The organism is Ekhidna sp. (assembly GCF_965228795.1).
Lineage (GTDB): Bacteria > Bacteroidota > Bacteroidia > Cytophagales > Cyclobacteriaceae > Ekhidna.
Window position 1 is genome coordinate 122933 of record NZ_OZ245839.1, and the last position, 12517, is coordinate 135449.

The window sequence follows — 12517 nt, forward strand, 5'->3', positions numbered from 1 at the left end:
AGTTAGCCCTTACCAACGTTGAGCGGGGCTATCTGTGCATCCTCAGGCATATCAAATAAGCTATCAGCCGGTGGCTCTTCTATGATTTTGATGTTTTCAAAAAGCACTTCATTACTCATCTCACCAACTGAGTCATCCTTAAACTGATGCCATTGAATGGCTGTAGGCAAGAGCAGCCCATTAACCTCTGCCCACTTATCGTATTTTATCAACTTATAAGTATCACTGGGCTCACCGCTTCGATAGGTTACTGTATACATCAACCATTCCATTTTGTTAGTCTCCGTATCATACCACAATATGTAATTGTCTTCTGGTGCATCGCCGATGCTGTCTCCGTAAGAAATCTTGATTCCATTGTTTGTTTTTCCAAGTAGTTCGCGAGGTTCTACATCTTCGTAAAAAGCGCCCGGATCACCGACAACAAAAGGCATGGCATAGAAGTAGAAATATAAGTTGTGATAAAACCGTGTCCTTTCCGTATCCACGCTATCGGGTGTTACCCAAACATCTTTCCCGTCAAAGCCAATGGTCTGCTTAGGTGACTCCAAGCGAATCTTTCTGTTTTGAAGGTTTGTTACAGTTGATTCCTCTCCTTTTACATAAGCCAGCGACTTCATTTTGGACCACTGTTCATAGCTCCCGTGTGCATCAAATACTTTAGTTAGGGATTCGGAATGATGGCTAGGTGCGTTGTATACGGCTTCTATCGGTTGCTTTTCAGATTGCTTTGATGGCTGACAAGAAATCAGCAGTGGTATTATTAGGATGAATAGATATTTCATTTCATGATTTTTTGACGAAGATAAATAGGAGACTACCAAAACCAGGTTATTGCGTTGAAGACAGGCGCCAAACGTAATGAAGATTACAAAACTTTCTTAGTTAAGAAACGAAAGCTTATCCATTAGACCCTTTTTAAATCTGCGGCTTATGGATAGTTCAAATTCACCTACCGTTATTAAATTAAGTTTATCCTGTATTCGTTCAATTCTTTTGAGATTAATAACGGTTGACGAATTGATCCTAACAAAATTCTTGGGCAGTTTCTCCATCATTTGAGATAATGAAGAGCGAACTCGCAATGAATTATCTGTGAGCTGAATTTGTAAATATTTTTCTTCCTCTGCAGATCCTATCCAAAGGACATCTTCAAAACTAATTTTCACAATTTCATCAACCTGCTTAACAAAAATTGATTCTTTTATTAAAATTTCATTATTAGACGGTTCTGGTGAATCCGACTTAAACAAAGCTATTGAAATTGCGGCCTGAAGTTCCGTTTTGTTTATCGGCTTTGTCAAGTAGGCGTAAGGTCCGGTGGAGATGGCTCGCTCTACTGTCTTATCATCTTTAAAAGAAGTTGTAAAAATGATTGGGATATCATCCTCTTTAAGTTTCTCTGCCACATCGATCCCTGACTTTTCACCATCAATTTTGATATCCATCAAAATAATATCTGGAGACACTGCCTTTACAAGCCTAAGTGCTTCATCACCAGAGGTAGCATGACCGCATACATGCCAACCGATTTCTTCCAAAAGCAATTCGATTTTGCTAAAGTGAAGTTCTTTGTCTTCTACAACCAATACCTTGATATGCGGCATTTAAAAATTTTAATGACGAAAAATCCTAAGCTACAGCGAGCTGAAACTTAAAAATAGTTCCTGATGGCTTATTAGGTACAACTTCTAACGTGCTGTTATGTAAATAGAGGTACTCCAAGCACAATGTCAACCCCAATCCGGTTCCTTTTTCTCCCTTAGTCCCTGACTTTGTTTCTACTGCCGAGGGAGATGACAATTTAACCAGTTGTTCCCGATCAAACCCGATTCCTGTATCAGCAATTCGAACTTCAACCATATCTGCTTTGCATATCGAGGTTATCCTAATCTCACTATCTTCTTTTGAATATTTGATTGCATTACCAACCAAATTTCGAATTATCAAACTCAAAGCATTCGGGTCCGCGTTAACCCTATGGTCATTATTCACATTCAATATTATATTGATATTCTTCTCCTTAGCTATCCCTTCGTATAAAGCTTGCACTCCTTTAGCAAGCGAATTTAGCTCTACACTTTCTGGTTTATATGGGGTCTCTTTGAGTTGAGTTACTGACCAGTTCAATAAATTGTCTAATAGCTCGTGTATCTGATGGGACTCTTTATCAAATTCACCCACAATTTTTTCAACTTTATCATATTCCTTTCTTTCCACATATTTCACAATCACGCTACCAATCCCTTCAAATGAAGACAAGGCATTTCTTAGATCATGAGAAACTATTGCAAAAAGCTTATCCTTGGTTTGGTTGAGAGACGATAATTCTCGTTGCAATTTTCGAGAACGGATGTAGAAATAGGCAATGACAAATAACAGGCAGGCTAAAATGAAAGATCCAATAATAAATAATCTAATGCTAGCCTCCTGCCGCTTAATTTCAATATCTTTTGCCTCAACAAGTAGTTTATTTTTCTCCGTAGCATATTTGGTTTCCAGTTCCAGAATTTCAGCATTTTTCTTCTCTTCAAATAATTTGCCCCGATAATTCATATATGTTCGGTAATACTTAATCCCTTCTTCATGTAGACCTTGAAACATATAGCCGTCAGCAATTACTCTAGCAGCATCTACTGCAAGAGTCAAAATCTCAGCAACATTAGCAGCATTAAGTGCCTCCTTCGCCGAAGCAATGCCCTCATTGAATTTACCCATACTTACATAAGTACGTGCTATGTTAATCCTTGTATTAATCTTCATGTCTAAACTTAGCGGAAGCTCCAATGCTTGCTGATAAAGGGCTAAACTTCGTTCAAAATCTTTGGCGTTATTGTAAACCTCACCCATGTCATTCAAATTCATGGATATCACGTTCTGATCATTTAGTTCAATGGCAATAGGCATTGAGAGTTGAAACAAGGAGTCTGCCTCCTCATGATTCTGATCCTGATAAGCAAGCACTCCCAGACGATTCAATGAATAGGCTATTCCCAATTGATCATTGATTTGATACGCCAATTCAAGGGCTTCTTCCAGGTATTTTCGAGCCAGATAAGGATTATCGGAAGCTCTGTACAATTCCCCTGCGAACTTCTTGGTAAAAACAATGTCTTTATCAGAATCAATTTGCTCGGCACCTGATACTGCTTCCAAAATATTTGAAATAGCCTCCGAATAATCTCCCTTGAAATAATAACATCGTGCCAGCAAATAAGATAACTCAATGCTCTCTCCATGAGACATTTCATTGAACCGGTTCTTAATCGATTTTAGTACAACTATAGATGAGTCATATCGAGAGGTCTTTAGCAAAGCAATCCCTTTTGCCAGGGATTGATCCAGGTTTAGCGCCTTAGTATCCATAGCTGCGATTAGTTCCAGTACTGAATCCGGATGCGTATAAGCCTCTTTTCGAATATGCTGTGCAATTAGCAAGGTTGGAATTAACAACAACAGAATTAAGGCAAGCTTCATGGTGACTCTTGTAAAATAACAAATCCAATTCAAATAACGGACAGGCCTTGACCACTTTTGGACGATTTTGTACTACTACCGGACGGAGACTTGTAGCTAATATCATTTAGCACGAATTTGTGTCAGTACCGCAGCTGGCATTATTAATCAACATCACTACCATGAAACGCATAAAAATCATATCGCCTGCACTCCTTACCCTCTATCTTCTGATTAGCACGTCGGTGCATGCACAAGTAGCCAACCAACACTTGATCTCCAGTGCCGGGAGCAGCTATCAGGCTAACGGCTTCCAAATGGATTTTTCGGTGGGGCAACTGATCAATACAACTGCGAGTGTCACCAACATTATCGTCACACAGGGTTTTCACCAATCCTTCTCTGAAATTGTGGAAGCTTTAGAAGTCGCAGATGAGGAGTTCCATATCAGCACTTTTCCTAACCCTGCTCGGAATTTTTTGACGATTCAGTCAGAATCTGACATCACTATTTTTTACACACTCTATGACCTAAACGGAGCAAAACTGGCTTCCGGAGCATTCAATACTTCCATCACAATAGATGTTCAACCTCTAGCAAAAGGATCATATCAGCTATTTCTGACCAATAGTCGGGAGGAACTAGTACAGACATCTAAAATTCTACTCAAATAACCCATTTTAATATGAAATCGCGTGCCAAATTTTACATAATCGGACTCCTTATATTCATTGGATCGCATGCTCAAAGCCCAGGAGGATTCAACTACCAGGCGGTTGTGAGAAACAACTCCGGGGAAGTGCTGGTCAATCAGTCTGTGGGCATCCGAATGAGTCTCATTCAAGGCTCTACCAATGGTTCGGTGGTGTATAGTGAAACTTTCGCCAAAACCACCAACTCCTTCGGGCTCATTGACCTGATCATAGGTCAGGGTAATGCTAGTACCGGATCATTTTCCACCATCGATTGGGCGGCTGGTCCCTATTTTCTAGAAACAGCTATCGACCAAAATGGTGGAAGTAACTATTCGGTGATGGGTACTAGCCAGCTAATGAGTGTGCCTTTCGCCATGTATGCCGCTTCAGCGGCTAATGATGGAGCGGATGGTGAGGACGGAGCGGATGGTAAATCCGCTTACGAAATTTGGTTAGAAGCAGGGAATACAGGAAGTGAAGAAGACTTTCTTGCCTCACTGGTTGGCGAAGAAGGCTCACCTCAAGACATTGCACTCAATGGCACTGAACTCAGCATAACTGATGGTTCAACTGTTGACCTTTCAGAAATTGATACTGATACCAACACGCAACTAACAGAAACAGAGGTAGATGATTTCGTATCCAATAACGGCTATCTCACAACTGAAACGCAAGATCTTGCACTCTCGGGATCAGATCTTTCCATTACGGGTGGTTCCACGATTGACTTAAGTACACTGACAGATTTCACTGATACAGACACCCAGCTATCTGAGGAAGAAGTTGACGCCTTTGTTGCCAACAATGGATATCTAATTACAGAAGTTGACGGTGATATAACCAACGAAATTCAAGACCTAACACTAACTGGTACTGAATTATCCATCAGCGATGGATCTACTGTTGATCTTGCAGTAATAGATACCGATACGAAATTGACGGAAGCCGAGGTAGATGACTATGTAGGCAACAATGGCTACCTAACAACAGAAACTCAGGATCTGACACTTGCAGGATCAGATCTTTCCATCACCGGTGGCACTACCATCGACTTAAGTACGATTACGAACTTTACCGATACCAACACCCAACTCTCGGAAGCCGAAGTAGACGCCTATGTGGCCAACAATGGATATATCACCTCTTTTACGGAAGCTGATGGGGATGTCACCAATGAACTTCAGGATATCTCACTTGCTGGAACAGAACTGAGTATAACTGACGGATCAACTATCGATCTTTCGGGTATTGATACCAATACACAGCTTTCCGAAGCAGAAGTAGATGCTTTTGTGGCCAATGATGGCTATCTCACCTCTTTTACTGAGGTGGATGGAGATGTGACCAATGAGCTGCAGACACTTAGTGTACAAGAAAATGGGGAGCTCCTAACAATTTCAGGTGGCAATACCGTAATCCTATCCGACTTGAAGGAAGACATTACCAATGAACTCATTACTACTGTTGTTCTAAATGGGACTGACCTGGAAATAACAGAGGCAGGGGGTACGATAACCACAGATTTAAGCTCCATTGTAGATGATGCAGATGCAGATCCTACCAACGAACTAAATACAACCATTGTTCTCAATGGCACCAATTTGGAAACAACTGACGCAGGAGGCACAATCAGCACGGATCTCTTACCCTTGTTAGATGCTGAAACAGATCCAGTTTTTGCAGCCAGTGATGTGAGCGGTGTGACCTCATCAGATATTACCAGCTGGGACGAAGCTGCTACTTGGGGCAACCATGCAGATCAAAATTATTTGACCAACGAAACGCAAAATTTAAGTGATGTACTTATTGTAAGCAATGATGCCGGAGGTGAGCCCATCACCAACCTGGAAGATCCCACAAATCCCCAAGATGCGGCCACCAAAGCGTATGTGGATGCTTTAGAAGCTACTGTTACGACTCTATCAGATGCGCTTAGTGCATTGACCACACGAGTAGATATTCTGGAAGAAAACTGGGCGGCTGCCATAAATGCAGGAGTCAATGGAAGAGACCTTCTGGATGAAGGTGCCACTGTTCAGGACTTGGTAAATGAGGGACTTTCCGTTCAGCAATTACTAAATGCGAATATTACAGTAAAAGAGCTACTTGATGCAGGGAAAGTAGCTGCGGAATTTAATGGGGCTACCTATCAGGGAGGGTTGATATTCGATGTAAACGAGGGAGATGGAACTGGTAAAATATCAGCCGGAATTTCAACAATGAGTACGTCAATCTGGACTAATGCAATTTCTTATTGGCAAAATATTACCTATAATTCTTTTGATGATTGGATGCTCCCCAGCGTCTCTGATCTTGCTTTAATCTACAATAACTTACATGTTGGAGGGTATGGAAGTTTTTCTTCTACTCATTGGTCTACAACAGAAGTAGATGCTATCTCTGTCTACTACATCAACTTCAATAATGGATTTCAGGCCTCACTTGCCAAAGATGGGTCTCAAGGGTCAGTATACTCCACAGGAATACGCTCGTTTGGAGGTGAAGTAGAGCAATTGATCATCGCTGGAGAGACTATCCAGGATTTATTTGATGATGGATTTACCTACGGACAGCTGTATGCCGGTGGTAGAACCATTGATGAACTTGAAAGCATCAATCCATCACCAAGTGTTGCAGATTTATTGATTGCTGGGGTTTCGCCTGTAGCCTTATACAATAATGACAATATCACATATAGCTATACCAATCAATTTGCTTCCGGAGAAGCCACATACGAAGACTTGTACAACGCTGGTGTTTCTATTGATGAGCTGGAAGGAATAAGTCCGGCCCCAACTATTACAGATCTAAGAAGTGCGGGTGTTCCGGCCACAGAATTATATACCAATGATGCCACTACTTATTCTTATCAAAATTTATATGATGGGGGCTACACCATTGATAATCTGGAAGTAGCTGGAGCTGATATTAACGTTTTCATCACTTTAGTTACTCCCTTGAATGATCTCTATGAGAATGATCCGACCGGGGATTATACAATAGATAATATTTTTAGCACCTTACCTGGTGATACGCCCACTAATCTGCAAGCCATGCTTGATGGATTCATATCACTTTACAATCTGCTGACAGAATATTCTGGTGGGATGCGAGACATATTTGACCTGACAAGCACCAGTTTATCAGACATTCGAACAGCAATTGACGATAGCGGCGGAAGTATATTCCAAGATGTGAATGGAGATTGGGCTTGGGAAGTAATTGGGAATGGCTGGGGTCCACTAGGGTTCAATGATTTTATTGACGCTATGCAAAATGATGCTGAGAATGATCTTGAATTGCTTTTTCATGAATCAGATTATACCGCTAAGCAAGTTTATGATGCACTTGTGGCTAAATCTTATCCCGATCCGTTGCAAACACTTTTTGATCAAAATGTAGAAATGTTTCACATTATTAATGATCCGGCCTTATATGATCCGGGTCCAGTAACTCTGAGTGACATTTTTATCATTCGTCAATATGCAAATCCTGAAGAATACCTGTTTAACAATGATGTCGTCACTCATCAGGAAATGCTTGATTTGGGTTTTACCGCTCAGGAAATTTATATAGCTGAGGATTTGCTGGATGATCAAGACGATACAAACGAAAGTTATGACCTAACAGCCCTCTACGGTTTGACCTATTCAGGTGGTATCATTTTCTATACAGATGACCACTTTTTAAATACATACATCGCTTCATCAGCCGATTTAAGCGATGACATTTGGGGTTGTAGTCCTGATGTAGGAGGGGATGGTCCCAACATTGGTGATGGAGATGGTAATACCACTCTCATAACGGATGCATGCGGAACAAGTAATGCAGCCGGACTTACTAGGGCGGTAGATGGAGACGGTTCCTGGTGGTTACCTTCTGAAGCTGAATTGCTTACCATATACAACAACATACCAGGTGTTTTAAGCAGTGCTGTTTACTGGAGTTCAACAGACGGTGGTGGGGGCATGTATGCAACTGCCGTTGACTTTAGCGATGGATCCGTTAGCACTCCTCTTAAAAGCGAAACGTATAAGGTTAGAGCGGTCAAAAGGATCGGACCATAAGCAGACAATAAAACTACTAAAGCAGATAAAAGGACCACCCGTTGAGTGGTCCTTTTTTTTGCCTCATAAACTCACTTTTCAAAAATATTGTTACTTTAACGCAACATAAAAACTACAATTAAGGTATAAGTGTAATTATTAATACTACATTTGAGGTAAATATCAATAATATGGGAAAACATCAACTAGGAGAATTTGAGGAAGTGGTCATGCTCACAGTAGCTATCCTCACAGATGAAGCCTATGGATTCGCAATCATCGAAGAGATGGAAAAGCGACTAAACCGTTCGGTCAGCATCGGAGCACTACAGACTGTTTTGAAGCGTCTGGAAAAAAAGAATTACCTCAGCTCTGAAATGGGGGAAGCCACAGCCGTACGTGGCGGCAAACGAAAACGATATTATCACCTCACCTCTGCGGGCAAAGACATTCTACAAACCACCAAGGAACAGCGCTTAGGACTATGGAACGCCGTTCCTTCTTTTAGCATAAAATCCTGACAGGTTTTTGAAACCTGTCAGGGTTAAACGAAACTAAATGAAACAACCCCCAAAATATCCCTTACGCTTCTTCAGATGGTTCTGCCATCCGGAGTATGTGGAAGACATTGAAGGTGATCTGTTGGAGCGGTTTGAAAAAAGGCCATCCACATGGCTATTTGTTTGGGAGATATTAAAACTATTCCGCCCAGGTATTATTAAATCCGTCTTCGATGGCAAACGGTTAAATTATGTTGGCATGTTCAAACACAACCTATTAATCTCAGTAAGAAGTTTCAAACGGTACAGGACAACCTTTCTAATAAATTTATTGGGCCTTTCTACAGCTTTCGCCTTTGTCTTTCTCATTCACCTATGGATAGAAAATGAGCGCTCTGTCGACGCATTTAATGAAAACGATCAAGTCCTTTATCGGGCGATGACACACTTCCAACTCCCGGCTAAAAAGGTCACTTGGGAATACACTTCCGGAAGACTTGCCAAGTCCATGTTGGAAGAGTATCCGGAAGTAATTAAGAGCACGAGGGTTAACAACAAGTTTTTCATTCCAAAAGGAATTGTTACCTCAAATAATAAACACCAAGAAGTGAAAGGACAATTTGCCGATCCTAACATCTTCTCCGTGATATCCTACAAGCTTCTCATTGGTGACCCGGACAATGCTATTCGCAGTAAAGAATCTGTTGTCATATCAGAATTTTTGGCAAAAAAGCTATTTGAAAAATCTCAAAATGCTATCGGCCAAACTATTGAATGGAACTGTTCACTTTTTGATCGTCAATTCACAATAACTGGCGTATTTGCTTCTCCTCCAAAGAATGCTACCAGGCAGTTTGATTTAATGATCAATTATGAAGTTCTAATAGATGCTGATGAGTGGGCAGATCATTGGAAAGGCGGATACGCAGAAACCTATTTAGTGCTTAATGAAAATGTAGACGTGAAAGCTTTCAATGAAAAAATTTCTACCCACATTGATCAAAAAATTGGAAATGAAAAATTCGAGCTATTTCTACAGAAATACTCCGATCGATACCTCTTTGGCCAATTTGAAGATGGTGAGCTGGTTGGTGGTCGCATCGCAAATGTTAGACTATTTACCTACATCGCCTTATTCATCATTCTAATTGCAGTTATAAACTTTATCAATCTATCCACCGCCCAAGCCTCAACCAAACTGAAGGAGATCGGAGTGAAGAAAGCAATGGGAGGTAACAAAAAGCAGCTGATCTTTCAATTTTTAACAGAGTCTACCCTTATGTCTCTTTTCTCAATGGTTGGATCAATCATCCTCGTTTATGCCATGCTCCCATTCTTTAACCAACTCATAGATAAGTCACTCTCTTTTGCACTTCTTGATATCATTCCTGTCGTATTTATTGCAGTTATAGGCTTAGGCTTAATCGCAGGGTTGTATCCGGCATTTTACCTTTCTTCGTTTAGACCAATCTCAATTATGAAGGGGAAACTTCCTTCCAGGTCTGGAGAAAAATGGATGAGGCAGGGACTAGTAATTACTCAGTTTAGTCTGTCGGTTATTTTCATTATAGGAATGTTGGTTGTCAATGGGCAGCTGAGCTTTATTGAGAATAAGCCGTTGGGTTATAACCGGACAAACTTGCTCACCTTCGAAGGAAAAGGATCGGATAGAGTAGATCCCAACATCCTTATTTCAGAAATTGAGAAAATTCCGGGAGTAAAGAACGCTACCAGTATGGCTGGGCCATTTTTATGGGGAAATGACAGTGGGAGTGGATTCCATTGGAACGGTGATCCAGCGAACCGAAATCATTTATTCAAGTCGCCAAAAATTGGGTACAATACCATTGAAACCTTGGAGCTTAAACTAATAGCCGGAAGATCCTATAGCCGTGCCTTCAATGATGACAGAAGTAAGGTGATAATAAATGAATCGGCACTTCAAATGATGGGGCTGGAAGAGCCAATCGGTTTCAAATTAAAATATGGTGATGATGAGACAAGGGAAATTATTGGTGTAGTTGAAGACTTTCAATACGGCTCACTGCATCAGCCGATTGAGCCACTTATTTTTCGATTTAGAGACTGGGGTGAAAACTACATGGTTCGTATTGATGCCGGATCAGAAATGAGGGTAATTGAAGAGGTTGAAAAATTATATAAAGAAGTTTATCCGAATTTTTCATTCGAATCACAATTTATGGAGGATGAATACGAGGCACTTTATGCCTCAGAGCAACGCATCGGCACCTTGTCCGGATATTTTGCACTCTTTGCTATTATTATTTCCTCTCTCGGTTTGTTGGGACTGGTAACCTTCACCACCGAGAGACGAATAAAGGAGGTTGGAATAAGGAAAGTACTTGGTTGTTCCGTAAGTAAAATCGTTTTGCTCTTGTCAACAGATTTCACAAAATTGGTTCTGATGGCTATCCTGATCGCTATACCGCTCAGTTACTTAGGTGCACAGGAATGGCTTCAAAATTTTGCTTACCACACTGAATTAGAATGGTGGTATTTTGCTACCGGAGCATTGCTTGCTCTCGCGATTGCATGGCTGATCATAAGCACGAAAACAATCAAAGCAGCAACAGCCAATCCTGTAGAATCACTTCGAGATGAATAAACTTAAAACCCTGACAGGTTTTTGAAACCTGTCAGGGTAGAAAAAACTGTAGAGGCTCTTAGAGCTGCTCCAACTCATACCGATAATCTGCTTGCAAATCCTCATGCAAAGAAGTAAGAGCTTTTTCAATGCGCTTGATTTCTCTGTGATATAGGTTATTTATGGTATTGTGTCTGTGAATGACAATTCCTGAATCTCTGATACTCCGACTGAAGTGGAGTCGCACCTCCACTTCAGTCTGCTTTTGTCCGGAATAGCGAAGCGACTTATTCAAGGATCGAACAATTTTTTGGAGCCCTTTTTTCACATAATAGAGGTGAGTCATGTTGATCTCTTCCATCATATCATCAATGTCTTCTTTCAGTAGTTTTATGTAGCTCTGTTCATCCCCCGCTTCGAATAGCAGATAAGTAAGCAATTCCTTATTCTCTTTTTTAAAACGACCCAAGCGCAAGCAGATAGCAAGCACCTCCTCCGGATTACGTTGCTTCAGTTCCCTTTTGATACCTGCAAGTGATGCTGCTTTCATTCGTGATTTTTGATTTACATAGATAATAATAAAGATTAGAGTGTCATCCTGACAAAGGAAGGATCTCAATCCTTAATTTATGAAGATCTTTCGCTACGCTCAATATGACATAATCAAAAATGAGTCCCAAAAAATAATTTTACTACAATTAGGAATTTATAACCAAAACTTTGTTTCTTCGTAAACACTACAAATAGGAATTAATTCAAGTATGCTGCTTTACCCATTCAATGAGAACGAGAGCCTCATGAAGTTTTATAGCAGCAAATAATTGATTATTAAGCTTTTATGATATGAAGAAATTTCAACTAGGTGAATTCGAAGAGATCGTGATGCTCACGGTCGCTATCCTCTACGATGATGCGTATGGTGTATCTATCAAAAAGGAAATTGAAAACCGACTCAACAGAAATGTAAGTGTTGGTGCCTTACAGTCAGCATTAAAGAGGCTCGAGGATAAAGATTATTTGGAGTCGCTTGACAAGGATGCAACGCAAGAGCGTGCAGGGCGTCCCAAACGGTATTACAAGATTACTGCACTTGGCAAGGAAGCGATGCAGTATACCAAGGAGACACGCAATTCACTTTGGGAAGCTATTCCGTCCGTCTCATTGGATGTGAAATTTGCAACACTATGAAGTGTGGAGCTTACATCAATTTGAATC

The 12517-nt window shown here is 40.7% G+C and carries 9 protein-coding genes; 5 read left to right on the forward strand and 4 right to left on the reverse strand.

Annotation, left to right across the window (positions count from 1 at the left end; translation table 11 throughout):
* Positions 1 to 2 precede the first annotated feature (2 nt).
* From ACQK2H_RS00410 to ACQK2H_RS00420, 3 genes are all read right to left on the reverse strand, one after another.
* Positions 3 to 785 (reverse strand): DUF6503 family protein, encoded by a 783-nt coding sequence (locus ACQK2H_RS00410; RefSeq protein WP_425389496.1) that lies wholly within the window; start codon positions 783 to 785, stop codon positions 3 to 5.
* A 96-nt stretch (positions 786 to 881) separates the two neighbouring features.
* The gene (locus ACQK2H_RS00415) at positions 882 to 1607 is read right to left on the reverse strand and encodes a LytR/AlgR family response regulator transcription factor (RefSeq protein ID WP_425389497.1); all 726 of its coding nucleotides are present in this window, start codon (positions 1605 to 1607) and stop codon (positions 882 to 884) included.
* A gap of 25 nt (positions 1608 to 1632) precedes the next feature.
* Positions 1633 to 3477, reverse strand: coding sequence for a tetratricopeptide repeat protein (locus ACQK2H_RS00420; protein WP_425389498.1), 1845 nt, complete (start codon positions 3475 to 3477; stop codon positions 1633 to 1635).
* 161 nt (positions 3478 to 3638) lie between these two features.
* Between ACQK2H_RS00420 and ACQK2H_RS00425 the strand changes: the two genes are divergently transcribed.
* The 4 genes from ACQK2H_RS00425 (at position 3639) to ACQK2H_RS00440 (ending at position 11323) form a co-directional block, all read left to right on the forward strand.
* Complete coding sequence (locus ACQK2H_RS00425; RefSeq protein WP_425389499.1) at positions 3639 to 4130, forward strand: T9SS type A sorting domain-containing protein; 492 nt, start codon at positions 3639 to 3641, stop codon at positions 4128 to 4130.
* A gap of 11 nt (positions 4131 to 4141) precedes the next feature.
* The gene (locus tag ACQK2H_RS00430; RefSeq protein WP_425389500.1) at positions 4142 to 8218 is read left to right on the forward strand and encodes a hypothetical protein; all 4077 of its coding nucleotides are present in this window, start codon (positions 4142 to 4144) and stop codon (positions 8216 to 8218) included.
* A 170-nt stretch (positions 8219 to 8388) separates the two neighbouring features.
* Complete coding sequence (locus ACQK2H_RS00435; protein ID WP_425389501.1) at positions 8389 to 8718, forward strand: PadR family transcriptional regulator; 330 nt, start codon at positions 8389 to 8391, stop codon at positions 8716 to 8718.
* Positions 8719 to 8755: 37 nt separating this feature from the next.
* Positions 8756 to 11323 (forward strand): ABC transporter permease, encoded by a 2568-nt coding sequence (locus tag ACQK2H_RS00440; protein WP_425389502.1) that lies wholly within the window; start codon positions 8756 to 8758, stop codon positions 11321 to 11323.
* Between the two features lie 58 nt (positions 11324 to 11381).
* On the opposite strand, the gene ACQK2H_RS00445 is transcribed toward ACQK2H_RS00440, so the two are convergent.
* Entirely contained in the window at positions 11382 to 11852 is a 471-nt protein-coding gene (locus ACQK2H_RS00445) for a hypothetical protein (RefSeq protein ID WP_425389503.1), read from the reverse strand.
* A gap of 293 nt (positions 11853 to 12145) precedes the next feature.
* Between ACQK2H_RS00445 and ACQK2H_RS00450 the strand changes: the two genes are divergently transcribed.
* Positions 12146 to 12490 (forward strand): PadR family transcriptional regulator, encoded by a 345-nt coding sequence (locus tag ACQK2H_RS00450; RefSeq protein ID WP_425389504.1) that lies wholly within the window; start codon positions 12146 to 12148, stop codon positions 12488 to 12490.
* The last annotated feature ends 27 nt before the right edge of the window (positions 12491 to 12517 follow it).

Bases quoted from the DNA above. Each gene is read 5' to 3' on its own strand.
- ACQK2H_RS00440 (WP_425389502.1), top strand. From the start codon at position 8,756: ATGAAACAACCCCCAAAATATCCCTTACGCTTCTTCAGATGGTTCTGC.
- ACQK2H_RS00445 (WP_425389503.1), bottom strand. From the start codon at position 11,852: ATGAAAGCAGCATCACTTGCAGGTATCAAAAGGGAACTGAAGCAACGT.
- ACQK2H_RS00425 (WP_425389499.1), top strand. From the start codon at position 3,639: ATGAAACGCATAAAAATCATATCGCCTGCACTCCTTACCCTCTATCTT.
- ACQK2H_RS00415 (WP_425389497.1), bottom strand. From the start codon at position 1,607: ATGCCGCATATCAAGGTATTGGTTGTAGAAGACAAAGAACTTCACTTT.
- ACQK2H_RS00420 (WP_425389498.1), bottom strand. From the start codon at position 3,477: ATGAAGCTTGCCTTAATTCTGTTGTTGTTAATTCCAACCTTGCTAATT.
- ACQK2H_RS00435 (WP_425389501.1), top strand. From the start codon at position 8,389: ATGGGAAAACATCAACTAGGAGAATTTGAGGAAGTGGTCATGCTCACA.
- ACQK2H_RS00450 (WP_425389504.1), top strand. From the start codon at position 12,146: ATGAAGAAATTTCAACTAGGTGAATTCGAAGAGATCGTGATGCTCACG.
- ACQK2H_RS00430 (WP_425389500.1), top strand. From the start codon at position 4,142: ATGAAATCGCGTGCCAAATTTTACATAATCGGACTCCTTATATTCATT.
- ACQK2H_RS00410 (WP_425389496.1), bottom strand. From the start codon at position 785: ATGAAATATCTATTCATCCTAATAATACCACTGCTGATTTCTTGTCAG.